The following is a 24578-nucleotide window of genomic DNA, read 5'->3' on the forward strand; positions in this document are numbered from 1 at the left end:
GCTGGTTCAACGTATCCGATGTAATAAAGTCTGCTCTACAATATCATCTATCACACCATGTTTATCCTGTTCCCCTATAGTTGGATTGGACATCTTATTTTTCTGGAATTGAACATAAGATCTTGTCAGATATTTAGTTAGAATAGCTTCTGTTTGTTCTAAAAACAATTTTGCATGGTAAGCACTTTTAAAAGTTATTACTGTCCCTTCTAGCAATTCATTAAAGGTACGTGTGGTATAAATCATCTTTTCAAATTGACTATTATATGGGTACATCCTTAATTTAATGTTTTTCTCGCGCTCTTTCAGTTTTACGCTGAAGTCTCCACCATTAAATTTTGGTTTCAACAAGATATATTCTAAGAATTTGTTATTAATAACACTTACCTTAATCCTTAAGTTATGGCACCGGTTTGCACTATCTTCATGATCATGTTGGAATTCATGTTCTATGGAAAGTATTTTTAATTTTGGTTTATGTAAATTCATATGTTTTCCTTTCTTTCTATGTTTTTAAATGCATTTATTTAGCTTTATATTAAAAAACTTCTCCCCTTAGAGGTAACGCCTGTTTCAATCGTTAAATCCAATCATAAACATCCTCTAAGGTAAAATGAGATTCTGATAAAGTTTCTGGAAATGACTCTTCTTGCTCTAATATCCTATGCATTTTATTAAGAGCTTCTGGCATTACGCCAAAACTGAATAAGTATCTATGCTTCACTGAGTTACTCTCTCTATAGGATTGCCTAACATAAATATAAAATTTCCCTTTTGTATATTTCTTTGTAAGATAGCCTGCTTTACCCATTTAACCCCTCACTTCGCCCTGTTTCCCCTACATAAACTTATATGGTCCGTGTAGGGTAAACCACGTTTTAAATATGGATTTATCGCCGTTATAAGTAAGTGATAACAATCTTAAGCCAGCCTAATATAGATATCCATAAAGGAACACTCAAAAGAGTTCCCCAAAATAACCCAACACTAAAGCTGCCGTCAGAATGATTCCATGTTACAACCTCTTTCATATGCTGTTTTTTCGTTACTGAAATTTATAGACAATGCTTTGTTTAATAGAATCCCAAGGTTCCATCTTTACCATTCTTTTTGAATCCCTTAATTAGAGATGTTGTACCGGTTGTAAGTAGTTTCTCTATATTAACCTTGGTGATGGTTACGCCTGCCTTCTGTTTGGGAATGCTAAAAGTACAGTTATTGGCGGAATAATTACTGCATCCATAAAATTTATCTCTCTCTATTAAATTTCCACCACAAGATAAACATCGTCCTATCTCTTTTGGTACTATATCCTGAATTAATTGCTCAGAGAAGTTCCAAGTCTTAGATTTCTCCTTTAATTCATTAAGAACAATCAAACTCATCTTTTCTGTTCTTTTTAAAAAATCATCAACCGAAGCTTTCCCATTTTTTATATCATCCAGATACCTTTCCATACGTCCTGTAGTTAGAACCGAAGTTAAATAACTATTCGCTCCTAAAGCCTCAATTAAAACCCTTCCTGCAGGTAGTAATAAACCTGATTATCTTGAACAGATATGTATTTATCTTTAACTTTGTTTATAATTTCATGTATGGTAGCGGCAGTTCCTAACACTAGTTCTTTATTCTTGAAATCCTCTTTTTCCCTGACCCAATTACCAGCGTTACTCATTATCTTGATAAGATCTCCATCTGTAAATCTAGGTTTTGGTTTTGTAAATCCTTCTTCTAATGAATGAGATAAGAGTATTCCTGTTTCTCCCTCATGTACAAGAGGAAGCATCTTCATTTCTAACTCTGTGTCTTCTTGTTCATCAAGGGATTTATTATATAGTTGTTTCCAACCATTTTGTGTGATTACTTTCCCGTTTGCCTTAAATGTAAATTGGTCATCGATAGAGAGGATCATTTCTCTAGACTGATATATGTGGTCTGGATAATGAGCAGCGATTAATGATTTAACAATTAAATCGTAGATCAGTCTCTCTTTACTACTAATGAATGAGTAATTACTAACATCCTCTGTAGGAAGAAGCGCAAAGTGATCCGAAACCTTAGAAGAATCTACATACCTCTTGTCATCTGTAATATCCTTCATAGCATCATTTAGGAGCGGTTTGTAATCCTCTAACTCATTTAGCTTTCGTAGAATATCAGGGAGTGTAGCTGCTTCCTCCGCTGTTAAGTAACAACTATCAGTCCTTGGGTAAGAAACGAGCTTCCACTTCTCATATAACGATTGTAAAAGCTTTAGCACGCGATCCGAAGAAAACTTATATAATTGATTAGCCTTTGATTGCAGAGTGGATAGACTAAATAGTTGAGGCGGCTTAACGATGTGCTCCTTCTCTTCAATGGAATAAACCTTTGGGCTTTTATTCTGGCAGAAATCCCTTACTAATAAGGCAGCTTCCTTATTAAAAATGTGACTTTCCTTATCGTTAAACCACTTTGCTGTTATGGTTCCATTCTTAAATTGTGTAGAAATGTAGAAGTCCCAATAAGATTCACTTTCAAATGTTTCAATTTCTAATTCTCTTTGATAAACAATTCCCATTAAACTGGTTTGTACTCTTCCAGCATTCATTGTTATATTCAAACCTTTTTCACCCATCAAAGTCGTTAACGCTCTTGTTGTATTGATCCCAATTAACCAATCAGCTCTTTGCCTCGCAATACCCGCTTGATATAAATGATTGTATTCCTTATTACTCTTCAGGGATTTAAACGCTGTCTCTACTCCATTTTTCGTGAGGGATGAGGTCCATAAACGTTTCACAGGCTTTTTGTTTCCTAAGTAATATAAAATTTCATCTATGAGCAGTTGTCCCTCCATGGCTGAATCTCCAGCATTAACAATTTATTTAATGGATGGATCCTTTAGAAATTTTCGAAACGTTTGTAAGGAACGATTTTTACTAGGAATAACCTTTAATTTAAATGTTCTAGGTACGATAGGTAAGTCTTTAATATTCCACGACTTAAGAGATTCATCATAGTCTCCAGGATTATAAAGTTCTAAAATATGACCAACTGCAGATATAAAGACAGCGGAATCAGGAAATGTCTTGCATGGTTCCACTAAGATATGATCACCTACCTTTTTATGTGGAAATGGTGCTACTAATTGATTCATCTGAATAGGCTTTTCGCAACAAACTAACACTTTCCCCAAAATCTCTCTCCTCTTTTCTGGTTAACTTTTAAGCTTTAGGAAGCGGCAATGGTATCTATTGTTCTTTAAATGCATTGGTTCTCTATTTTGTTTTGGTGGTAACGGTTATAATGTATCAAAATGGAAGCACCCACTTCTGGATGAACAAAATACTCATTGTTTTCTAGAATGTCTTCTATCGCTTGCTTCATTTCTGAAGCACTCATATTTTTAGAGAGAAACCCTGTAAATAAGTGAAGATCTTCCGGCAATTCAGGACCGTCCTTAAGTATCACTAATTTTGCGCCATCTCTCTTTTGGTTTTCTAGCTGAGTAAAGGAAGAAGCTTCTTTTAGATGGGTTGAGGTTACTACGATTAATCTAGGTGATTCATCATTAACCTTAAGATCACTTTTAGATATAACAGAGTATTTTGCTCCAAACATAATATCTATCACATCTTTTAATCCACTTTCGAAGCTAATGTTACTGCCTCCTACTACACAGATATCTGCACTCATAAATAATTCTCCTTTTTAATAAAAAAAGACCCTTTTCCAAAAAAACACATGCTGCATGTGCTTCAATGAAAAAGGGTCCTTCCCTTGATTTATGATATTGATTTCATTATAATCCAACAACATTACCTTATCAATAGCTTCTTTTCCAATTGCGTGGTCTAGGATAACGGGTTTTAGTTATATCGCCATTGAATATAAGCGCATATTGACCATATCCTTCCTCATCTACTACCCAGGCAATTCTAGATGCAAGGCCTAATGATGATTTATGGTCATGAAGAGGAATTGGTGAACGATATACATTTGCATGCCATCTTTTTTCTACCTCATCAACATCTTTAACGATAGAAAATTTGTTTGCAGATCCGTTTATAATCCAGCAACCGTAGGTTCCACATGGGGCGACAAACCAGGTAGCATCTAAGTCCGGTTTCATAGGATATTTAGAAGCATCTAATATTGCTTTTTGCTCCAATACTTCTTTTAACATGGAGTCATCGTCAATATTGTTAAGTGCCTTTGGTTTAGGTCGCTCATAATTCTCATCAGGAACTATTTTACTGAGGAAGTGAGTGCATCCCAACACTTCATATGTACTATCTACATTTACATTCGATTTAATCGAGCAGCTTTCGGTTATTTCATCATAATATTCACAAGAGTTTCTACAAGTTAGTTTTTCCTCTGTATTTTCTTGGTTTGTTGTATTATTTACAACCAATTTCAGCAATGTTATCACCTATTATTCAAAATATCTGCAGCTCGCTTAATTCTGTCCTTTTTTAGTAAAGGCATATCATTAGTAACACCCGTTTTTAACAACTTTTCTACGTGGATTATCTAATATCATTTTAACTTCTGATTCATTTACCTTATATCGAGCTGGCATACTTGTACTTCTCCTTACACTGCTCCAAATACTACTGGCATGATGCTTGTTAAGACAAATAATAATCCAGCAGCTACCCATAATCTTTTACTCCATCGCCCGAACTCTGGATGTTTTAAAAATTTAAAGAAAAGGAACATGGCGAATCCTATGAGAACCATCCCTAAAACGGTAAAATAACCAGTAGTACGAATTAAACGAATCACATCTGATGCAATCAGTGTAACATTTGTGCTGTTAATTGTAAATAACAAGATTAGAAAAATTCTAATTAAGAAGAATGCGATTGGCACCCATATCAGTAATCCAGTAGATCCCTTCATTACTTGCCCTGTTTTAGTGATAATAGAGTAACCTAACCTTACAACTCCAAATAAAAACATTAACACAAAGATAGCAGAGAAAAGGAAGGAAACTGTAGGAGCATATGCATTAATATTCGATGTCCAATTTACAACATCACTACTAAAAGATGATCCTTGATTAAAATTAATAGGGCTTGCGAATGCTTGAATGGGAAAAGCTATAGCTGCCACTAATAGCATTAGTAAAGGTATTCCTCGCTTTTTTATATTCATTTAGTATTCCTTCTTCGAATCATTTTTAAATCGGAAGGAAGTAGTAGATTCATAGGATATATTAGCCATACGCCCATTTAGCACTTGTAAATGCTCTACATATTTGTAATCTTTTTTTCCGTAATCAATTATTTTATCTGCAGTGGCCATCCATTGATTCAAGCATTGATGATTAATTCCTGGGTTATCTTTGAGATGAGGAACTATTTTCTTCCCTTCGATCTCCAAGATAAAGTCCACTTTGGTAACCATATGGTTATTACCAAAGAAAACAACTTCTTTCACAAAGGATTGAAACTTAACAACCCTCATAAATGGATTATATAGAACCTCTTGTACTCTATGCTTATTTCCATTGCATTCAACAGGAACTGGAACCGTTACTACTAGTCTAACCTTATTATGTTCCATGTCTCCTTCCGGCAGTACCTTTAAATTCGCAGTAAAATTAATATTTAAGGCTTCGCACATTGGTGAGATCCAGTTGAAATCAGCATAAACCAAATTATCTTCAATTGCTTCGTAATAATCATCAGTTTGGTTAATCCCTTGAATACCTTTTCCATCCAACAACAGTGATTGTTCACGAGCACTATATTTCAAGTGAAAACTATTAAGGTTGTACTTTTTCTCCCTTAGTACATTTATGATGGTGTTAATATTTTCTTCTGTTAGCATTGGCTGAATAGTCACTACAACTATCCCCTTTCCTGTTTATTGCAGTTTTCTTTCCTTGCTTACTTTATACATTATAGACATATAAATAACTCAACTTTGTCGAATTTTGTCAAAAACAAGCATCTTTTGACTCACTAAATAAAATACACAATAAATCTTTAGACTCATTTTGATGCAATGCCTATTTTTTTATGTATTTAATACCATAGGAACATCTGCTCCAAATATACATAAAGATATATATTTGGAGCAGAAGGTGACCATGATTGGTCACTTCCTACAAACTATATAGCTCTTGAATAGCTGTTATTGAATTCTATTTCTTCGTCCGGAATGAGATAATCTTCCGATATAGTTGAATCTAAAAATGTAATATTTAATACTTCAATGTTTCTTCCATGGCGGATGACATCAACAGCTAACAAGTCACCTCGTTTCAACCCCTGTGCATCCTCTCCAGCGTTTATCCAAGCGCGATGGCCATCAGATACATGTAAGTATTCTTCTTCTGTACCAATGATCGACACCACCCAATGTTGTTCACCTTCTAAACAATCTCCTATTTTTGCGGATGCTAATTGTTCAAAATTTGCTGATGAAACATCAGAAGTATCGCCATTATCTGAATCATAGTCTGATAAACTGATACAATCAGAATCAATCTTTTTATCGAATAGAACATTTCCTTCTACTTCTTTCTCTTGAATTGATTCAAAACTAGAAAGCTCTAATTGCAATTCCGCTAGTAAAGCTTCAGCCTCTTGGTTTAGTTCCGTTTTTACTACAAGAGGTTTTGACAAAATTGTAGGTTCCTCAATCTGTGCAGTTACAGCATCATCTGTAGAGAATTCTTCCTCTTCCATCTCAAAACAATAAAACTCTCTAGGATATAACTCATTTTGCAAAAAGTAATTTTTCATTCTTAAATCCGTACAATAAACAAAAAATATATTTTCAATTAGGTAATATAGGCATACAAGCCAATCCATGGTTATTGTAATCGTCATAAATTTTTCCCCCTTATGATTAAAGAAGCGCAAATGCTAATTGTCCACTGATAACTGCATTTTTCTTCTTTTTGATTTTATTGATATCATCGTTAGTCATTTCAAATAATGATATTTGCTCTATTTCTTTGATCCTTGTACTTTCTTTCCTTTCGATTTCTGTTAGATAACCAACTATCTCCCCATCTGCAACACTATCCCTGCCAAAGGCTTCTTTTCTAAATAGTTTTTAAAGCTATCAACAACTAATTTTTTAGCCTCTTCTAAATTGCCCTCACAATATGTAGTAAAAGTATGAGTCGCTTTTTTAGTATGATCACTGAACCAGTAGTATTGATTCAAACAACCTTGAAAATTCTAAATAAAAGCGAATATTGTTATTCTTCAAGTTGTAGGATATTTGTTTGAACCATAATGAATTACCTGTCCTTTATAGATTGCTATCTTTTTGTTTTGGCTTTTTGCCATGTTAATCTTCCTCACCTTTGTTTTAATTACCATCATCAACCGTTTTAAACGAAAACTAAACGCAAAAAAGCCTTTGGGGTCAATGATAGAAAACAGCTAATTTATTTCAGCTATTCTTATTCATCAACCACAAAGGCTGTAAGTGTATTATTGTCTGTCTGCTAACCCTAAAATGGATTGCACAAAAAAAATAAAAAATAAAAAGTAAATTAATATATGGGTATTATATCCTGTTTATATTAAATGGACAAGCTCTTTTCAGAATAAATCCACGGACGATTTCCCTATATATAATATTTAAATAAATTGTATTTATTAATCTTTGTATTTATTCCGGTTAAAAATTTTTTAATGGTACCTTAAAAATTTTTTAACTTATCATACCTTAAAAAATTTTTGACCTATAAAAATAAGCCGTTTTGATACCTTAAAAAATTTTTAACCTATGAAATTTGATACCTTAAAAATTCTTTAACCCTACCTTAAAAAATTTTTAAGGTAGGGTTAAAAATTTTTTCACCCTGCATTAAAAACTTTTTAAGGTATAAGAGTAATCTAATTGATAGATAAACTAAATGAATTTACATGTCATAAAAACCACTAGTTTATATTGGGAAATGGATTGTAAATAATTCATCTTAAAGTAAGATTTTATTTATTTGTTACCATTTTTCTTGCTTGTTCCATTAGATCAACTAACCCTTTATATGCCTCCTCTTTAGAATGTAATTTCTTCTGTAAATACTTATTTTGATTAATTAATTCATTAATTTTGTCATGTAAATCTTGTTCATGGCTATTACTAACTTCGCTTTGATGATTGAATATTTTCGACTTATTATATATTTCTTTTAAATAATGAATGATGCCGTCAAATTGATCAGCATTTGTTGTTTTAAATACTTGCTCCTCTTCTCTTGAAAGTTCTGTTACTAACTCCTCCACTAGAGGTTTCCCCTGCTTTAGTTGTTTTCTTTGCACTTTTGCTGCTTCTATATTCGATTTATATTGCTTTCTTACGTAAGCATTCCATCTAAATCCACAAGCAGCACTTGTACGAGATAATTGTTTCCCTACTTCTTCAAATGCTTGAAGCTGCGTACTGCCCTCACTAATACTTCGCAGTACAACATCAGCTAATAGTATGTCTTCTTTTTCTGTCCAGGAATCTTGTCTTGTTTTTGGCATAAGAAATCTCTCCTAGTGTTTTTTATTACATATTATTCGGGTCATAGAAAAGTAAGACTCAATTATGTTATTTAAATGATCAATTCCCTCACTTTTATTCAGCTGACAAACAAAACAGAGTAAGATACTAAAATAAAAAAGATGTGCCAGTTAGACACACCTTCGGAATTATTGTTGAATTACTATAGCGTCAATCGATTTATCATACTCTCGAATAGCATTCGAGATGAGATCTGCATATTTATTCTCCAGCCAATCTTTACAAAACTCATTAGGAGCTAGTACATAACAGTTGTTTTGCGTGAGTTTTATAGAAATTCCTTTAAACCATGTATCAAATGAAGGTTTGGAAAGCTTCTTAGACACATAGGTAAGTAGATAATTTAACATATTGGCTTCATGTTTATCCATTTCTGCTTTTCCATAGTCAAGTACTACCTCTTCATTTAATGCTAGAGGTTTGTTATTATTTTTAATAATTTCTCCATATTGTTGCCAGACACGATATATTTCTTCATAGTCCATTTGATTTTCAAGATTTATTTTCTCGTTGTTTCGAATCATTTCATTTACATACTTGTCATGTTCTGCTCTTAACTTTTTAGGAAGTCCTTCCTTTTCTTTTTTCATAGCTTTCTTAATATGAGCCGAAACATTATCTGGAATTTCTAATTCCTTATTCCCTTCAAGTAATGCCTTAGTTAATAAGGGTACTTTCTTTCTGATTTTGAAAATTGGGCCTTCTTCCTTTTCTCTTGATCGGTTTATAACATTGAATTTATAGACAAACCCATATCTCTCCAATATTTCTAAGTAAGCATGTATAGTAGGTCTTGATTTATCCATTTTAAGACTGATCATTTCAAAATTAGGAAAACACCAATCTTTATTCCCATAAGTATATCTTTTTAAGTGGGCATATAAAGCTAAGCCCTCAGCGTTTATAAAGTATCCCCAGTAATCAAATAAATAGTTATTTAGAATGGTAAGCTCTCCGTCAATATAAGGGATATTTTCGCCATAAGCATCTAAGGAAAATTTTCTTACTTCCGTTTCTGAATATACGACCTTATCTAGTTCTGGAACATAGTAAGTTAATTTACTTTCGTCCTGTTTAACTAATTTCATTCTTTGCTCAAGATTCCCCGTATCAATTGTTCTGTAATACTCTAATTTGTCATTTTTTCCTTTTAAGTTTAACTTTTCAGATTCCATACTATCCTCCAGGGATTACCTATTAAAGACATATATGTAGGTTTTTTCTTGAAATTAAATGCTTATGTGATAGAATAAACGGAATGTAATAATTAAGAAAAAACCCCTTGTCGTTTCTATTAACCTCAGGTCCTAAACTGATAGGTTAGTAAATTATAGGTGTTTTTTTTACATTAGTAAACAAAATACATAAAAAGGACCCCACAAGAAAACTACCGTAGCTATAGCTCGGTTTTTTCAGTGTAGGGTCCTTCCCTTTTTGTATACTATTGTTCTTATTATTAAAGCATACTTCTCCTTAAATCTCAATGTCTGTCAACCATCCATGTTTATGAATAATAGAGGTTGTAATAAACACAACACTTTTGGGGTGTAAGTAATTAATAGAAGTAAATCTATTAAATCTATTTAAACTACTACACTTCTCTTTGTTTGTGCTTGTTTATATAAATCTATTTAACTTGTTTATACTTGTTTAACCTGTTTACAGATCTAGCAAACTGTTGGGGCAGTAAGGCTTGAGCAATTAAAGCACAACACTTTTGGGGTGAAAGCACAACACTTTTGGGGCAAAGCACAACACTTTTGGGGTGAAAGCACAACACTTTTGGGGTGTGAAAGCACAACACTTTTGGGGTGAAAGCACAACACTTTTGGGGCAAAGCACAACACTTTTGGGGTGAAAGCACAACACTTTCGGGGTGTAAAAGCACAACACTTTTGGGGTGAAAGCACAACACTTTCGGGGTGAAAGCACAACACTTTCGGGGTGTAAAAGCACAACATTTTTGGGGTGTAAAAGCACAACATTTTTGGGGTGTAAAAGCACAACATTTTTAGGGTGTAAAAAGTAAACGTTCTATTTTCTTAAAACACAACAAATTTGGGGCCAAAACATATCATTTTGACTGATTTAAGTGTGTTCTTAAAGATTAAACACAACATTTTTGGGGTGGTGCATAATGAATATTGTTTAAAACACAACGTTTTTGGGGTGAAATAACACATCTTAGGGTGTAAAGCACCTCATTTAGAGAATTTAGTTTGGAAGATATGTACATATAGAGTACTAACAGCAAAGATAAACACAACACTTTTGGGGTCAATTTACACAGTATCAGAAAATAAAGCCCCTCATTATTAGGATTAGTTTGAACGATGAATACTATTAGAGTACTAACAGCAAGAATAAACACAACACTTTTGGGGTCGGTATTTTATAAATACCTAAAACAAACATTTTTTAGTTTACGTTTGTTTTAGCTTACGATAAAATAAAACTACCAATATTCTAGGAGTATAAATTGTCATGGAAAATAATAGAGAGATTATTTTTAAAGATACAAACTTAGTATCAAAGGCAAACTCAATAGTAGAAGCAACCTATAAGTTAGGGGTAATGGAACAAAAGATAATATCTGTAATAGCTTCTAATATCCATCCCAATGATAAGGATTTCCAAACCTATACTTTTTCTATTAAACAATTCGGGGATTTAATTGGTTCAAAGTCGAAGAACTTATATAAAGAAGTTGATAAGATAACAACCCAATTAATGCAACCCTTTTTATTTATTAACCACGAAGGGAAACCAACCCGTATAGCTTGGTTATCAAAAGCAACTTACAATATAAACGAGGGTTCTGTAACAGTTCGCTTTGATCCAGATTTAAAACCTTTCTTCCTTTTGTTAAATCAGAAATTCACTAGGTATAAACTAGGGAATATTCTGCATCTACGTAGTAACTATTCTATTCGTCTATATGAGCTTTTAAAAAGTTATGAGGGTTTAACAGAGAGAACCTTTACGCTTGAAGAATTACGGGCTAAATTAGGGCTCCAAGACAAATATCCAGTTTGGATTAATTTTAGGCAGAGAGTTATTGATCATGCCCAAGCAGAACTTGCTAAAAAAACAGACATATCCTTTACTTACGATGCAATCCGAAAAGGACGCTCTATACATAAGATAAAGTTTAAAATAAAAACGAACAGTTCTTCTGACCAGATAATAAAGATAGAAGAAGATACTTATTCTCAGGATGTTATTGATATTCAGCGACTTGGTCTAGAAATAGGAATGAATTTGAATAAAAAAGTTATCACTGAATGGCTTAATTACGGAAAGAATAATATCGTTGAGTTGATGCAATCTATTAAATATGACGATACTATAAAAAATCCTATTGGCTATATTTCAGCTGTACTTCCTAAAAAAGCAACAACCGACGAACAACTTGCCTTATTTGACGATGATAAATCCATTCTTATTGAAAAAGCTATCCGGGAATTTATTATGAGTAAGTTACCTAAACGGAAAGTTACAAGAATTGAGAAGATACCACATTATATGCATAGAAATGACGCTTTAGAAATCCTGAAGAAATATTTTGATGAAGAAGAATCTAAAAGAATTTGGGAAGAGCAAGGCGCTGAAATAACTGAAAAACTTTATGAAGAAAGTCAGAGCAAATTGATAAAGGCACCTTCCTTATAAGGTGCCTTTTTATGATCTAGTCAGTTTATTAGCGACTCAATTTCATTAATGAATAAGGCTTCTTCCATATTGGAGCTTAGTATTGTAGCAATTTCTGGTGTAACTTCCGCTTCAATATCTTCAATGTCCTTTAATCTTGCTGGGGCTTCTTCTCTTATCGCAGACATTAATATGGTTACTTCGTGGAAGCTCTTATTATCAACCTGCTTTATACTGTCCTTTGAAAGGGAGTATAATTCTACTAATGTATTTTCCTCTATATTATTAAAACAAGTTTTCTTAATTGTGTATTTATCTGCCACTAGTATCATCCTCTTTTTTGTATTCTTACCACAAAAAAAGCCAACTAAACATATGTTTAATTAGCCGGTTGCGCTACTAGCTTCAAATCATCCAAGCGCCCAAATAAAGATGATTTTTCATCGCTTCTAAGTATAGTGACTTTATACCTATATTATATTCAGTTTTTACCAAAATGCAACTTTTCTTCTTTAAAGTATTTAATAAACTTTTATTTTTATATCCGCTTCTTTTTTTTCTACTGCCTCTTCTTTTTTTTCTGGTGTAAAACAGACGGAGATATTTCTATTTCCTATTACCTTATTTGCGTAGGGAAGTAATTTTTCTGTTTTTTCATAGTTTTCTAGGCTACGTTTCTCGCCACGTTTATCATTGTCTCTAAAATGACTAAAATAGATTTTATTATGTTCGTTATCTTTTGATGTCGGATAGGAATGAGAACATACTAATCGATCAAAATTTTCTTTTCCAGCCTTTGTGGGAGTTGCTTTGTCTAATATTCTATAGAAATTGTGTAGGCTAAACTCCCTTCTTTCCGTGCCGTTAAGTTCTAAGAATTTCATTAAATCTTTAAATAAATCCTCTCCTAACCTATTAGGAAGCTCAAAGCTTTCGAAATTATCACTTTTTTTATAATCTAATGGCAAGGTCAAATATTGGTGTGTCTTTCTTTTAAATAGACCTAATATATATTCTTTGGGTTGTGAATTATCTGTATAGGGTCGCTTCTTTATGATTTTATAATCATATTTAAAAATCGCACATATCTCCAGGTCTTTTTTATAGGGGATGTTATTAATAACTTGATAGTCTATTTTTTTATTTTTCATTGATTTTGCGAGAGAAAATAAATTATTTAACCTGTAACCTCTACTCATCTTAACCCTCCATTAAATAATTGCTCGTGCTTTTTTTTATTCCTCATCAACTTAAAACTTAACTCTAATCTCATCAGAATCATCTTCTAATACAATCTCTTTTACTGATATCTAATATTGTGTATCGATGCAGAAACGGTGCCTATACCACTAGCAGTTTCTATACTATAAAGTTTGATATTTTAATAGAATATAGTTCAAAAGTTTCGATACTATTTTACCATATTTAACCTTTTATATACACTAAACTCTATTTTTGGAACGATATCAATGATCCTTTTTCATCATAGTATCTAAAAAAAAAAGGACTAGCTCTTGGCTCATCCTTCGTCTCGACATGAAATTAGATAATTTCATATTTTTTTAGTATCGTTAGCAGTAAATCAAATTGCTTGTTAATTGTAGTCCTTTCTTCCCCTACTGGAAACGCTATAGGGTCTTTTGTGCCTGTTACAAGGTAGTCACTAACACGGTTATTAGCAAGGAGTTTATCCTGGATAAAGCTTTCAAAAGCCCTCGCAGTAAGCTCAATAATATCTGCCCAATATAGCTTATTACCTTTATCTAGCTTCATTGAAGCTGAAACATAATTAGAGAGATGTGATGGATAAGGAATTTTTTCAACTCTTTCTCCTGTTTCTTTTTCATGAAACCATGCTAAGGATAAAGCAAACTTTTTTAGATCTCTTTGCTGTTTGGTTAGTATTTTCTTTTCCATATCAGTTAAATCACCTGACCCATAATACTTTTCCATCTCAAGAGAATCCTCCAAATCAATTCTTTGCATTTCAGTATATTCTTCCATGCAAGCTAAAAGGTCTCCATTATAATTTCTATATATCTTTCTAAACTCTAAGCCCCTATACGAAACGCCTGATTTATTGGTATTTTCGAAGTGAGAAATACTATTTCCGCTCCTAATAGTCTTTATCAGGTCCTCATAAGCATTAATAACCGTTTTATCTATGTGGGAACCTAAAGTATCTACATTGGAAGCATATCCCCTTCTAGAGGTATCTGCATGGCTTAAACAATAGATATAATGATCAAGAGCATGCCACCATTCATGAGCCAGAACACCTAGTGATCCTTTGTTTTTCGTCATATTAATAACTCTCGAAAGAGCTTCATAATGTGCAAGAGCTTGTCCTCCTCTTCCTCTAGCTCCATATGCCATACCTAATGTTCCCACCTAGAGAAAGTGTTTTATAATCAATATCTAAAACCTCTGCTAAATCCATCATGGCTTCTGAAGAACGAATCAGATGCTCTATAGCTTTTTCATCGTCTAATGGCAATAGGTAAGACTTTGAAGTTATCTCCATCTTTTCCCCTGCCCCACACCGTACGTGCGACTTTCACCGCATACGGCGTTCCATCGAGTCTTAAGTCTCTGTAAGACTATCCATATTACACCTCACAATGTAATAGGACTCCTTATCCTCACATCTAGTTATTTATAATCTCTCTATATTTACTTAGTTTTTTGTAAACTTTTACGTCCTTTTCGTCTAATTCTTTCATATGAATTTTAGAGTGACATGTTTTGCATAGTGTAGCCAAATTGTTTAATTTGTTCACCTTATCTATTGGAAGTTTGGGGTTTATATGATGGCAATGCACAATAGTAGAAGTTACGTTCCTTCCACAAGCTTTGCATTTACCTTTATCCCTGTTACATGCGTAGTCCCTGTTTAAAACAAATTCAAAGTTGTATTTATCTGAACTAGTTCCTGTATGCTTTAATTTACGAAGTACAATATTATTCATATAACTTTCATCGTAGATTGTAGGTCTAGCTCTCTTTAATTTACGTTCAGATTCCTTTTCATATAATATTCTTCCATGTTTCGTGTATGGTGTCATTTCTGGTTTGAAGTTTAGTGCCTTTATACATTTTGTATAAGATAACTTCGTCAATCCTATTTTCACCGAGTCCACTTCGATATAAGGTCTTTCAGCTGCGCTATCTTTATGCCTATCAGTTCTATTGTCTAGTTTATTGGCAGGAATCAACCATTCTCGATAGTTTCTTCCTTTGTATAGTTTAGAAAAAGATTTACACATAGAGTGATATAGCATGCTGTCTTGTTTGCTGAACAGTTTTGCGCTATTGGCTATTTTGTAGTAATTGCTGATACCTATTAGTTCCATATTGATAGTTTCAATTTCCTTAGCAATATCCCAAGGATTGGTATTGAATCTAATGTTTCTGATTTTCCTTTTAACATTAGCAGTTTTTGCATGGAATTTTATCGGATTAGGTACCGCTTTACCTACTATGCTATTTTTTAATCTTGACTTCTCTGCAAATATGTCGAATCCCAAGAATGTCATTCTTTGTTCCCTTAAATCAGTAATGAATGTTTTTTCTTTGGATAGTTCGATTTTCAGTACATGTTGGTAATACTTCTCAGTTTTGAGTAATAGTCTTTCGGCATTTTTCTTTGTTTTAGTTAATATTATCCAATCATCAGCGTATCTTATGAGGAAGCAAGGTTCATGACGTTTCTTAACTTTTGCAATTCCTTTGTTTTTATAGTCTTTCAGGGAATATCTAGCCGGGTGCTCCTCGTATTCTTTTGCAATTAACCGGTCAAAGGAGTTGAGATAGATGTTGGCTAACAAGGGAGAAATAATTCCACCTTGAGGAGTTCCGGAATCAGATTTTTGGATATGTCCATCTTCCATGATTCCTGCCTTAAGCATCTTTTTTACAAGCGTTAAGATTCGTTTATCCCTTATTCCTATGCCCCATAATATGTTTATCAGTTTGTTATGATTAATGTTGTCAAAGTAGCTTTTGATGTCACCTTCAACTGCATAATAAGTTTTGCTTTGTCTTATTATGTTAATCACTCTAGCGATTGCATGTTCCGCTGAACGATAAGGTCTAAAACCATAACTATGTTTAAAGAATTTTGCCTCTGCTATAGGCTCGATTACGATTCTGACCAATTCTTGAATGATTCTATCTAATATAATCGGTATCCCCAGAGGTCTTTTCTTACCGTTAGACTTTGGTATCCAAACACGTCTGACTGGAGCAGGTTTGTAATTATCAATCACTTCACGAATGATTTTAATTAACTCCCCATATTCCATTTGTAGAAAGTGATTTATGTCCTTTTTATCAATACCGTGAGTAAAACTGCCCTTGTTGCTTTTAATATTGTGAATGGCTGTTTTAATGGTTTGCTCTTCCTTCATAATTTCAACTAGGTTGAAGAACGGTTTGTTTGAATTGCTGCTAATTTCATATAGATTATCTAGTTTTTCTCTGAGTTGTGTTTCACTTTTGATAGGTAGTCTTTTATCCCTCATTATTACACCCTCATTACATTATATTTAGAGAGTTAATGGTTAACTGTTTAATTCCCACATTCCACTTATAGTAGAAAGGTTCATTTAGACTAACTTTCTTGTGAGTTATGGATAAGTACCCGACTGGTCCCCTTCGCTCCATAAGAGTTACCCCATTTCTTCACTACTACGGGACCGCTGCCACTCAATTATTTCTCTAATGGCTCCTCTTAAGCCTTGAATTAATTGAGCTTCCCACGTTCCTCTATTCCTATCCCTTATTTTACTGTGCCTTAGATTCTTACTTTACGCCGACGATACTCACCAACCTTGATTAACCGTAACATGTTGGCTCGTCATTACTAGCAACTACGACACTAGTAAGACGTGGAATCATACATATTCCCATATTCATATAGTTCATCCATTCTCGTGGTTTTCTTCCTTTGACCTATATTAAGAAGAAGATTCGGTGACGACGCTTCAAACATAAGTTCCTTGCGTAATCATAGCTCAGTTTTTAAGGACTACCGCATTATTTTGATTGTTTATAGGTACAACCTCAAATTACGACTTTACCTAGCTCTACACCATTTACCCAAGAGGGGGTATCTAGCATATAGGAGTATCATAGTCAGGAGATTTTGGATAAAATCGGTTATTTCTCCTGGATAGGGATTTCACCTATCAAATTGGAATAGAAGTTAGGCTTATATACATTCATAAGCCCTTCAATTTCACGCTACCGCGTTTATATGAGAACGTGGCGCACCATAATTCCCGAACTGAACGCCTCTATATCCGAAAAAGGATATTATGTCTTCTGGTTTTTGTATACTACTTGGACTTCCTCCTTTTCTATCAGGACGTTCTGGTAAGTCCCTTAACCATGAAGAGGATTTTTTCTTTGGTTTAGAAACAGACTTTTTAGTTAATAACTCTTCCCAGCTGTTTATTAGAAAGGCTGTTTTAAAACTACTTCGAAACCCACCTTTTAAATAGAAGTCTCTAAATTTAGATCCAAGAACACCTAAGCGAGCAGGACCATTATATTTGTCTTTATGTTGTCTTTCTGTACGTAATTGATTACCTAGACGGTTAATAAAAGGGGCTACATCATCAATTACTCGAAGATCTTCCATACAAATCAATAAATATTGGGCAGCTTCCATAAAGGATTTACGCCCTTCTCTTGTTTGGTTTGCCGGTATATTATCAACACGATGAAGGATTAATTGCTTTAGTTTCGCAATAGCCGGTTGAGTTCCTTTTTCCTTTTCTGCCTCGAAAGAGAAATACTTAAAAAATTGTTTTTTAGAAATTAGTTCTTCAGATAACATAGGATTAATTTTTTCTATTATCTCTAATAGTTCTGAGCTTTGCTTTTCTTCAAATGCTTTTCGCAGCTCTGCAAGCTCTTTTCTCGAACCTCCTATAAGCTCTCCTACATCATAAGAAACCTTATTTGTAGCTTGTTTCTCTGTTCTAATATCTCTTATCTCAGTTGTCTGATCCATAAATAAACTTAATTGATTAGTCATTTATTTTTCCTCCTATATAAAAAGGACTAGTGGCTTTACCGCTAATCCTCTCAAATTCTTTATATTAGTAAGATTGATATTCCTCTTTGATTAGTAACTACACTAACTTTTTTATTACCCCTTTAGGACTGATTAGTTTTACAGAAACATCCCTTTTGGTCTTGGTTTTAGTAATAGTTGTTTTTCCGCCATTATCATGATTTTTCACTTCACTCTCGACAACTTTAGAGACGACTTCGATTCCTTGTACAAGATGATAATTATCTCCTTCACCTATTTCTCCATTAATAGCTCCACTGGCCATTAAAAGGGACAGCTGACCTTGATTTAAGGGTAGAATAGGATCTCCTCCAATGACCAATTGTCTTGGCTTGGTACGATTAATAAAAGCGGTAAAGACTTTACTATTCTTTATTCCTTCTACAAAATCACTTTTATTCCCAAGCTTCGTGTAGAATGTCTTTAATTCTTGAATACCAGCGGGAACTTCCCATTTTTTATTAGCTCTTATAATATGGGCAATTGAGTTCACCTTTGTTTGAACAAAAACCTTTGATTCCATTTGAAGTAGAAATTTATATAAATCCTTATTAACTTCCTTATCTTTACCACTCTTCTTTCTTCCAATGAAAATACAATGATTATAATCGTCGTAGTCTTCATCCAAAAATCGCATAATCCCAACATCGAAAAAATGGGATGCTAGAAATTGGGCAATCTGGTTATCTGCAAATCGATAGGAAGGAATAATATAAATCATTATGCCTCTTTTAGATAAGTACCGAGTATTGCGATATAAATCGTTCCATTCCTTCTGATCAGAAGAGTCATCTTCCCTGATATTCATACTATTTGAAGGATTTAAAAATAGTAGCAATACAGCTTCGTTTTGGATAATCATGCTTTCTATGGGAGCATTTATACAATGCTGTAGGATCTCCTGTGCCTTTAAAGCTCTCTGTGTGTTTGTTTCTATCCCATACGTTGTAATCTTACAATTATCATTCTGGAAAGGCTGTGCAAGCTGATGAAGAATTTTTCCTTCTCCGCAATTGGAATCAAACCATACTCCACTACCTGTTACACTTAATAACTTTAATAGCTTATCCCCTTGTTTTTCTGACATTTCAAAGAAACCGCTGCTTACTTTACTTCCTACATTGTTCATTATTAATTTCCTCCTAAATTCTAAGTACTCTGTAATTAGAAAAACGTTCATTCTAAAACAGAATGAACGTTTCTCTTTCCTCTTTTGTAGGTTCTAATTAAATATCGAAGAAATAACCTAAGAAATCTCTTTTTATTCGAACTAATAAACTTACGTCTTTTTGATAATTTGTGCTCATATTATAATTTTTATCTCCTTTAAACCTCCACATAACTTTGTCACCAATTGCTTCTTCAATAGATTTTACAAAATTAATGACTTCCTTAACTGCGTATTTTTTTGAGTCCGATTTAGCATGATAAATGCGACGATCTCCATTTTTAAAGATTATCTCTGCACTCATTCGTGTAGTTCTTTCATAAACATTAACTGTCTCCATATGCCTTCTACAATCCTCAAATACCTCATGATTGATTGATAATTTATTAGTAGTTGTGTTCATTCTTCTTCATTCCTCTCATTTATAAAATTTGTTTATAAAACGCAAAAAAGCGCCCAGAGAGATCGTTTAATAAGCATAACAATGCCATTAATTTCGATCCCAAAGGACGCTGCGTTTATTAAGTAACCTGCTAACCAAAAGTGGTTGCTGAAAAATTAAAAATAAAAATATATTTATACACTAATATTACTATCTAAATTTGTGATATTCAACTAAATAATTATGGGTACCTAAGAATTTAAGTTTTCCCACTGTAAATGTGAAACTGTTCGTTATAAAATATGTATATAAGGAGGATTCTATGGATAAATTACAAAATATTTCAATATCAGCACTGGTAGTATCGATTATAGCTGTTATTTTAAGCTATTTAACTAATATGAAAGTAGAAGCACCACATCCTGATGGTAATTCAACTACGATGGATATTAGTTATATTTATGGAGAGGCTGCAGTAATATTTAATAAAATAGAGCCTTACGGGATTTGGGGAATAATAATTTCATTTGTGGCATTAATTTTCATTAGATACTATCGTAGGTCTTATTAAGAAAAAGAGATACCTGAACTAAACTGGTATCTCTTTTTATGTTAACTAATGAATTATTGAGAAGATGAAGATATAGATTTTTTATTTCTTAATGTGTCTATCTTAATATACGTTAATCTTCTCCATAAAAATTCAATTGGGCCTTGTTTAAATAAGAGTAACCAAATGTAACTTAACCAGATTTGGAACACAGCCACTATAAAGGAAATTATTATTAACTTAGTTGGAGGCAATGTTCCATACAAATGGAATACCTTAAAAATGACGAACCCTATTATGTTTTGCAGTAAGTAATTACTCATAGAAGTTCTACCGATATTGCCAATTAAGGAAAGACTCCCTTTGAGCTTGGTTATCATCAATAAAATACTCAGTCCGTAAAATAAAGACATAAGCGGATTACCAATAGATTCAGCTGCTTGCAAGTATAGTAATGAATTCGGCTTAACAACTGGGAGTAGTTTAATAGTTAATCCCACAAGCCCAAATACTACCCAAAACACATAGTGTTTTTTAGTTATATTCAATAGAATGGATTTACTCTTAGCAATCAATACGCCAATTAAGAACATAGGGAATATGCTCATATAGAGATATGGTAAGTTTCCTGGCTGGTAGGTATTTAGCCAATCATATAAATTTTGTAGAAATCCTACTGTTCCGCCTGATTGGTAATTCATTATAACCGAAACTATATAATTGTAATCAAGATATTCAGCCGGATCATAGTTATAGCCAATAAGGTTATAGAGAATTACGACATTAGGCAGTAAAACAATGGCTATCATTAAACTTATAATCCATTTTGGGGCCTTATAAAGCGGTAATAATAAAAATCCAAATAATGCATAAACGATTAATATGTCGCCATACCATATAAATAAAGCATGGAGTATTCCTATCCCCAGCAATATAAACTGTCTCTTAGAAAAAAGTATGTAAGGGTTATTCCCCTTTGCTGCAGATCGTTCCATAAATATGATAAAGCTGAATCCGAATAACATGGCAAACAGAGAGTAAAAATTCCCTTCCGCCAAGATAAATAATAACTTTTCAATTAACCGGTCATGACTTGATGTCCATAGGCTACTTGGAAAGCTATCATATAAAATCGGAGTACTTAGAGGCAGTATATTAGCAAATGCAATACCTAATATAGCAAAGCCTCTTATGACATCAATGGAATGAATCCTTTCTAATTTATTCATTTCTTATCCCTTCTTTCAGAAAAAAAGACTCCCCAAACATGGCAAAGATAACCTTCGCTAAGTTTGGGGAGTCCCATTAGTCTAATTTTTTATTAAATAAAGCATAGCAACTATTGTATATGTAGTCAATATCCTTTAAATGCTATACTTTTATATTTTTTGTTGAACACTCTAGTATCACTTCTGGAGTAACAGTATATTCACGTAGTCCAATTCAAACATACGGTAAAATAAAAAAAGAAACTCGTGTTTCGAGTTTCTTCTATCATTAATTGTTACTTTTGTTATTTAAGTTTAATTCATCCAACATTCCATCAAGTTCTTTAAATATTTGAGCCACTTTATGATCTCTTTCTTGACGACGCTTCTCGTTTAGTTCAAGTTGACTTTTAAAATGGATCGTTTGAACTGCATTAGTTTCTTGCATAGTATCCTTCTTTTCTACTTGTACGGTGGACATTAGGAACGCCTCCTTCTTTCTGTTGATAAAAGATAAGACTTAAAGCATGGAATAGCCGAAATATTTCTTCATTATTAATGATATCACTATTTCTTAACAAATACCATGCTTTACGATTAATGTCATCGTACATGTGAAAGTTCATTATCCAGGCTTTTTTTCCGTCCACTCCTAACTTCATTCGAAAAGAAATAATATTATAATTATTTCGAGGTTGGTTAGTCCTGGGTTCTTTTAACTTTCCTTTAGAAACAGCTACTACGGAATAATCCTTGTACTTATTATTGTCTATATTGATTGTTTCAGGACTGGCACCTGTTGTACCAACGTCATAAATCTTTTTCAATTCTTTTTTTCCCAATTCCTCATAAATAGTAAAACCAGAAATAAATCGTAGATCTGTTATATCATAAACACCATTTGCAATTCTAAATAGAATTACATTCACATCGGCTTGTAACTCGATTAAGTAGCGGAGAATTATGTCTGTTTCGGTTGCCTTATCTCTGATTTCTCTTATGAACTGTTTCGATTTTTCTATCTTAACAGTAAATTGTTCTTTTAATAATTGATTCTCCTGTTTTAACTCGGCTTTGTCCCGATTATACTGTTCTGTAACAACACTAATAGTCTGAGAGACATTCTCTTGTTTTGTCAGAACTCCCGTCACATAATCATAGAGTCCTGCATACGAAATGTCATTTTCTACTGCATAACTTATTAAGTCATATTCCTGTTTTCGTTGCTTTTTGTAGGAAGGTAGATGAAATGCAGGATCGTTAAATATCAACATTCTTTTCAAATAAGAGGGGACTAACAATGCAAATAACACGATCAGTACGCCCAATATAAACAATCCCTTCAAATAAATTGGCCACTCTGTTAATATTCCAGTGGAAAAACCAGCTAGGATACTCCCGATCACTGGAATAACAGTAATATTTACATTCTTAATGCCTTTAAAAATCTTTAATAATTTTTTCATGTCTTTAAATAGAAGAGTAATCAAATGTGGTATCCTACCACTTTCTGCGTCTATCCTTCTATTAATTCTTTGTATTTTTCTTAAAACAGGATCTACTTCACTGGAAATCCGTTCTAGTGAAGTATGATAGTTAGTATTTTGATTACTCATATATTCATCTCCTCTAATAAATCCTGGTTGATAGTTTATAATCTAGTACTCCTCTAATCTATGAGAATAAAAAAAGAGACCTAGCTTGATCTTGATAATGCGAATGCTTCTAGGTCTCTCCATTATTTTACTGGTTTAATGTTTAATGGCTCAAAAATACACCATTCTTTAAAATCCTTATAAGCTTGCGGCAAAGAGGTAGAAAATAATAAAAATTCCTCTTCTATTCCTACAACATTGAGTGTAGCTGCATATAAGCTTAAATTAATATTCTTGTTCGAAATTCCTGAGAATTTTCCCTTCGTCACTAACATGTTTGTATTATCTTTAACTACCAATGTAGAAAGAGTTCCTTCCTTCCATAAAACAGGAAGAAACTCTTCTTTAATAAGTACATTTTGGTGTTCGAGATTAGAAATACTAAAAAAATTCATTCTTCTCATCCTTTCCTCTTCCTCCCATTGATTAGTTTATAATGCTACGTAACTTAGCTATATTTACACTAATACCAAGGCCCTTAAATCTTTCCTGTACCAAGTTTCTAGCATGGTTTTCCTCCATTGCTAATACCTCGATTTCCTTTATTAGTTTTTGATCAGCAAATTGCACAAAGAATGAAACGATATAATGTTTCCTTTCTGTTGCTCTCCCTTTGTATCTTTCATCTCTTGGATTCACGATTCTAACTTGTTCTGTATGTAGATAGGTTAGTAGCTCTCCAGATTCTATTTCTATTAAGGCATTTTCGTCTTGAAGTATATTTATGATGGTCGTTTTGCCAGAAGCTATTTGATGCCCATCCATGTATATACAATACGGTTCTATTCGGTACATGTTTTTTTGAGTAAAAAATGTAATACTCATGCTATAACTTCCTCCCCAAACGAAAACAAATCGAATTCTTTAGGAGATAGATCTTCCCTAATAAAATCGATTTGTTTTAAAGTCTCTTTTAATTTTAATTTTTGATTCTTTCTAATTCTCTTCTGAATAATTAAGGAGTCATTGACCACAGTCAAAAAAATATCTCCTAACACGAATAATCCTCTGGCATCAATCATTTTACAAGAAGGCCTCTTCATTAATTCATTTATCCAATCTTGGGAAGTCTTGAATGGATAGTCCAGGATACAATCAATATTAGTTACTTGTGCCCCCAGACATCCTATAGATAAGTTGAATAAATGGTAACCTCCTGAAATATCTCCGTTAAAATATACCCGGTAACCTTTTAGTAACTCTCTAGATTGATTTTGAAAAGGTTCTATACGAAAGGTACTTCCATCCATATTCCATTCCAAATCATTTTTCTTTTTTGTAAACCTTAATCCTTTTAATGCATTTTCTAACTCATTGGGTTCCATAGGGACAAAACAAGTAAGTTTGTACATCAAA

28 protein-coding genes and 1 riboswitch are annotated in these 24578 nt (G+C 33.1%); of the genes, 2 read left to right on the top strand and 26 right to left on the bottom strand.

The genetic code is table 11. From position 1 onward, the window contains the following. Positions 1 to 6 precede the first annotated feature (6 nt). The 12 genes from EM808_RS19515 to EM808_RS19570 all read right to left on the bottom strand — a co-directional run bounded on the left by EM808_RS19515 (position 7) and on the right by EM808_RS19570 (position 9701). Positions 7 to 489 (bottom strand): hypothetical protein, encoded by a 483-nt coding sequence (locus tag EM808_RS19515; protein ID WP_127739880.1) that lies wholly within the window; start codon positions 487 to 489, stop codon positions 7 to 9. A 91-nt stretch (positions 490 to 580) separates the two neighbouring features. Further along, on the bottom strand, positions 581 to 811 hold the full coding sequence (locus EM808_RS19520) for a hypothetical protein (protein ID WP_127739881.1): 231 nt from the start codon (positions 809 to 811) through the stop codon (positions 581 to 583). 262 nt (positions 812 to 1073) lie between these two features. Further along, on the bottom strand, positions 1074 to 1457 hold the full coding sequence (locus EM808_RS19525; RefSeq protein ID WP_127739882.1) for a topoisomerase C-terminal repeat-containing protein: 384 nt from the start codon (positions 1455 to 1457) through the stop codon (positions 1074 to 1076). A gap of 53 nt (positions 1458 to 1510) precedes the next feature. After that, a complete protein-coding gene (locus EM808_RS19530; RefSeq protein WP_127739883.1) occupies positions 1511 to 2839 on the bottom strand; it encodes a DNA topoisomerase in 1329 nt (442 codons plus the stop codon). A 24-nt stretch (positions 2840 to 2863) separates the two neighbouring features. After that, positions 2864 to 3178, bottom strand: coding sequence for a hypothetical protein (locus EM808_RS19535; protein WP_127739884.1), 315 nt, complete (start codon positions 3176 to 3178; stop codon positions 2864 to 2866). 65 nt (positions 3179 to 3243) lie between these two features. Then, positions 3244 to 3678 (bottom strand): hypothetical protein, encoded by a 435-nt coding sequence (locus EM808_RS19540; RefSeq protein ID WP_127739885.1) that lies wholly within the window; start codon positions 3676 to 3678, stop codon positions 3244 to 3246. Positions 3679 to 3808: 130 nt separating this feature from the next. Continuing rightward, the gene (locus EM808_RS19545) at positions 3809 to 4408 is read right to left on the bottom strand and encodes a hypothetical protein (RefSeq protein ID WP_127739886.1); all 600 of its coding nucleotides are present in this window, start codon (positions 4406 to 4408) and stop codon (positions 3809 to 3811) included. A gap of 173 nt (positions 4409 to 4581) precedes the next feature. Beyond that, positions 4582 to 5145 carry a hypothetical protein gene (locus EM808_RS19550; RefSeq protein WP_127739887.1) on the bottom strand — a complete coding sequence of 188 codons (564 nt, stop codon included), beginning with the start codon at positions 5143 to 5145 and terminating at the stop codon, positions 4582 to 4584. After that, on the bottom strand, positions 5146 to 5838 hold the full coding sequence (locus tag EM808_RS19555; protein ID WP_127739888.1) for a hypothetical protein: 693 nt from the start codon (positions 5836 to 5838) through the stop codon (positions 5146 to 5148). A gap of 269 nt (positions 5839 to 6107) precedes the next feature. Continuing rightward, positions 6108 to 6830: a hypothetical protein gene (locus EM808_RS19560; protein ID WP_127739889.1), complete on the bottom strand. Its 723-nt coding sequence runs from the start codon at positions 6828 to 6830 to the stop codon at positions 6108 to 6110. A gap of 1119 nt (positions 6831 to 7949) precedes the next feature. Then, positions 7950 to 8486: an RsfA family transcriptional regulator gene (locus EM808_RS29680; protein WP_127739890.1), complete on the bottom strand. Its 537-nt coding sequence runs from the start codon at positions 8484 to 8486 to the stop codon at positions 7950 to 7952. 168 nt (positions 8487 to 8654) lie between these two features. Next, entirely contained in the window at positions 8655 to 9701 is a 1047-nt protein-coding gene (locus tag EM808_RS19570) for a DnaA N-terminal domain-containing protein (protein WP_127739891.1), read from the bottom strand. A 1309-nt stretch (positions 9702 to 11010) separates the two neighbouring features. Here EM808_RS19570 and EM808_RS19575 point away from each other — a divergent pair. After that, entirely contained in the window at positions 11011 to 12198 is a 1188-nt protein-coding gene (locus EM808_RS19575) for a replication initiation protein (protein ID WP_127739892.1), read from the top strand. A 20-nt stretch (positions 12199 to 12218) separates the two neighbouring features. Here EM808_RS19575 and EM808_RS19580 read toward each other — a convergent pair whose 3' ends face one another. The 8 genes from EM808_RS19580 to EM808_RS19610 all read right to left on the bottom strand — a co-directional run bounded on the left by EM808_RS19580 (position 12219) and on the right by EM808_RS19610 (position 19830). Next, on the bottom strand, positions 12219 to 12500 hold the full coding sequence (locus tag EM808_RS19580) for a hypothetical protein (protein WP_127739893.1): 282 nt from the start codon (positions 12498 to 12500) through the stop codon (positions 12219 to 12221). A gap of 53 nt (positions 12501 to 12553) precedes the next feature. Then, positions 12554 to 12637: riboswitch (cyclic di-GMP riboswitch) on the bottom strand. Between the two features lie 61 nt (positions 12638 to 12698). After that, positions 12699 to 13376, bottom strand: a complete 678-nt coding sequence (locus tag EM808_RS19585) for a DUF6037 family protein (RefSeq protein WP_127739894.1) — start codon at positions 13374 to 13376, stop codon at positions 12699 to 12701. A 343-nt stretch (positions 13377 to 13719) separates the two neighbouring features. Further along, the gene (locus tag EM808_RS19590; RefSeq protein WP_127739895.1) at positions 13720 to 14553 is read right to left on the bottom strand and encodes an LPD1 domain-containing protein; all 834 of its coding nucleotides are present in this window, start codon (positions 14551 to 14553) and stop codon (positions 13720 to 13722) included. Then, entirely contained in the window at positions 14537 to 14701 is a 165-nt protein-coding gene (locus EM808_RS28685; RefSeq protein ID WP_164849720.1) for a hypothetical protein, read from the bottom strand. Before EM808_RS28685 ends, EM808_RS19590 begins: the two co-directional genes overlap by 17 nt. 124 nt (positions 14702 to 14825) lie before the next feature. Then, positions 14826 to 16700 carry a group II intron reverse transcriptase/maturase gene (gene ltrA, locus EM808_RS19595; protein WP_127739896.1) on the bottom strand — a complete coding sequence of 625 codons (1875 nt, stop codon included), beginning with the start codon at positions 16698 to 16700 and terminating at the stop codon, positions 14826 to 14828. 716 nt (positions 16701 to 17416) lie between these two features. After that, a complete protein-coding gene (locus EM808_RS19600; protein WP_127739898.1) occupies positions 17417 to 18220 on the bottom strand; it encodes a hypothetical protein in 804 nt (267 codons plus the stop codon). 97 nt (positions 18221 to 18317) lie between these two features. Continuing rightward, positions 18318 to 19388: a DUF6094 domain-containing protein gene (locus EM808_RS19605; protein WP_235856657.1), complete on the bottom strand. Its 1071-nt coding sequence runs from the start codon at positions 19386 to 19388 to the stop codon at positions 18318 to 18320. A 97-nt stretch (positions 19389 to 19485) separates the two neighbouring features. Beyond that, a complete protein-coding gene (locus EM808_RS19610; protein ID WP_127739900.1) occupies positions 19486 to 19830 on the bottom strand; it encodes a DUF6018 family natural product bioysynthesis protein in 345 nt (114 codons plus the stop codon). Positions 19831 to 20131: 301 nt separating this feature from the next. Between EM808_RS19610 and EM808_RS19615 the strand changes: the two genes are divergently transcribed. After that, positions 20132 to 20380 carry a hypothetical protein gene (locus EM808_RS19615; RefSeq protein ID WP_127739902.1) on the top strand — a complete coding sequence of 83 codons (249 nt, stop codon included), beginning with the start codon at positions 20132 to 20134 and terminating at the stop codon, positions 20378 to 20380. 53 nt (positions 20381 to 20433) lie between these two features. On the opposite strand, the gene EM808_RS19620 is transcribed toward EM808_RS19615, so the two are convergent. The 6 genes from EM808_RS19620 to EM808_RS19645 form a co-directional block, all read right to left on the bottom strand. Next, positions 20434 to 21588: a DUF418 domain-containing protein gene (locus EM808_RS19620; protein ID WP_127739904.1), complete on the bottom strand. Its 1155-nt coding sequence runs from the start codon at positions 21586 to 21588 to the stop codon at positions 20434 to 20436. Positions 21589 to 21856: 268 nt separating this feature from the next. Further along, on the bottom strand, positions 21857 to 22048 hold the full coding sequence (locus EM808_RS19625) for a hypothetical protein (RefSeq protein WP_127739906.1): 192 nt from the start codon (positions 22046 to 22048) through the stop codon (positions 21857 to 21859). Beyond that, positions 22002 to 23183, bottom strand: a complete 1182-nt coding sequence (locus tag EM808_RS19630) for a hypothetical protein (protein ID WP_127739908.1) — start codon at positions 23181 to 23183, stop codon at positions 22002 to 22004. The genes EM808_RS19625 and EM808_RS19630 overlap by 47 nt, the downstream gene beginning before the upstream one ends. Before the next feature lie 122 nt (positions 23184 to 23305). Further along, positions 23306 to 23626: a hypothetical protein gene (locus EM808_RS19635; RefSeq protein ID WP_127739910.1), complete on the bottom strand. Its 321-nt coding sequence runs from the start codon at positions 23624 to 23626 to the stop codon at positions 23306 to 23308. A 22-nt stretch (positions 23627 to 23648) separates the two neighbouring features. Then, a complete protein-coding gene (locus tag EM808_RS19640; RefSeq protein WP_127739912.1) occupies positions 23649 to 24047 on the bottom strand; it encodes a hypothetical protein in 399 nt (132 codons plus the stop codon). Further along, positions 24044 to 24574, bottom strand: a complete 531-nt coding sequence (locus tag EM808_RS19645; protein WP_127739914.1) for a hypothetical protein — start codon at positions 24572 to 24574, stop codon at positions 24044 to 24046. Before EM808_RS19645 ends, EM808_RS19640 begins: the two co-directional genes overlap by 4 nt. Positions 24575 to 24578 lie beyond the last annotated feature (4 nt).

Origin of the sequence: Niallia taxi, assembly GCF_004005475.1 — a bacterium.
GTDB classification, from domain to species: domain Bacteria; phylum Bacillota; class Bacilli; order Bacillales; family Cytobacillaceae; genus Niallia; species Niallia taxi.

Bases quoted from the DNA above. Each gene is read 5' to 3' on its own strand.
- EM808_RS19615 (WP_127739902.1), top strand. From the start codon at position 20,132: ATGGATAAATTACAAAATATTTCAATATCAGCACTGGTAGTATCGATT.
- EM808_RS19560 (WP_127739889.1), bottom strand. From the start codon at position 6,830: ATGACGATTACAATAACCATGGATTGGCTTGTATGCCTATATTACCTA.
- EM808_RS19570 (WP_127739891.1), bottom strand. From the start codon at position 9,701: ATGGAATCTGAAAAGTTAAACTTAAAAGGAAAAAATGACAAATTAGAG.
- ltrA (WP_127739896.1), bottom strand. From the start codon at position 16,700: ATGAGGGATAAAAGACTACCTATCAAAAGTGAAACACAACTCAGAGAA.
- EM808_RS19635 (WP_127739910.1), bottom strand. From the start codon at position 23,626: ATGAGAAGAATGAATTTTTTTAGTATTTCTAATCTCGAACACCAAAAT.
- EM808_RS19640 (WP_127739912.1), bottom strand. From the start codon at position 24,047: ATGAGTATTACATTTTTTACTCAAAAAAACATGTACCGAATAGAACCG.
- EM808_RS19575 (WP_127739892.1), top strand. From the start codon at position 11,011: ATGGAAAATAATAGAGAGATTATTTTTAAAGATACAAACTTAGTATCA.
- EM808_RS19540 (WP_127739885.1), bottom strand. From the start codon at position 3,678: ATGAGTGCAGATATCTGTGTAGTAGGAGGCAGTAACATTAGCTTCGAA.
- EM808_RS19600 (WP_127739898.1), bottom strand. From the start codon at position 18,220: ATGACTAATCAATTAAGTTTATTTATGGATCAGACAACTGAGATAAGA.
- EM808_RS19520 (WP_127739881.1), bottom strand. From the start codon at position 811: ATGGGTAAAGCAGGCTATCTTACAAAGAAATATACAAAAGGGAAATTT.
- EM808_RS19590 (WP_127739895.1), bottom strand. From the start codon at position 14,553: ATGGCATATGGAGCTAGAGGAAGAGGAGGACAAGCTCTTGCACATTAT.
- EM808_RS29680 (WP_127739890.1), bottom strand. From the start codon at position 8,486: ATGCCAAAAACAAGACAAGATTCCTGGACAGAAAAAGAAGACATACTA.
- EM808_RS19515 (WP_127739880.1), bottom strand. From the start codon at position 489: ATGAATTTACATAAACCAAAATTAAAAATACTTTCCATAGAACATGAA.
- EM808_RS19630 (WP_127739908.1), bottom strand. From the start codon at position 23,183: ATGAGTAATCAAAATACTAACTATCATACTTCACTAGAACGGATTTCC.
- EM808_RS19645 (WP_127739914.1), bottom strand. From the start codon at position 24,574: ATGTACAAACTTACTTGTTTTGTCCCTATGGAACCCAATGAGTTAGAA.
- EM808_RS19610 (WP_127739900.1), bottom strand. From the start codon at position 19,830: ATGAACACAACTACTAATAAATTATCAATCAATCATGAGGTATTTGAG.
- EM808_RS19605 (WP_235856657.1), bottom strand. From the start codon at position 19,388: ATGAACAATGTAGGAAGTAAAGTAAGCAGCGGTTTCTTTGAAATGTCA.
- EM808_RS19525 (WP_127739882.1), bottom strand. From the start codon at position 1,457: ATGGAAAGGTATCTGGATGATATAAAAAATGGGAAAGCTTCGGTTGAT.
- EM808_RS19620 (WP_127739904.1), bottom strand. From the start codon at position 21,588: ATGAATAAATTAGAAAGGATTCATTCCATTGATGTCATAAGAGGCTTT.
- EM808_RS19625 (WP_127739906.1), bottom strand. From the start codon at position 22,048: ATGTCCACCGTACAAGTAGAAAAGAAGGATACTATGCAAGAAACTAAT.
- EM808_RS19530 (WP_127739883.1), bottom strand. From the start codon at position 2,839: ATGGAGGGACAACTGCTCATAGATGAAATTTTATATTACTTAGGAAAC.
- EM808_RS19585 (WP_127739894.1), bottom strand. From the start codon at position 13,376: ATGAGTAGAGGTTACAGGTTAAATAATTTATTTTCTCTCGCAAAATCA.
- EM808_RS28685 (WP_164849720.1), bottom strand. From the start codon at position 14,701: ATGGAGATAACTTCAAAGTCTTACCTATTGCCATTAGACGATGAAAAA.
- EM808_RS19550 (WP_127739887.1), bottom strand. From the start codon at position 5,145: ATGAATATAAAAAAGCGAGGAATACCTTTACTAATGCTATTAGTGGCA.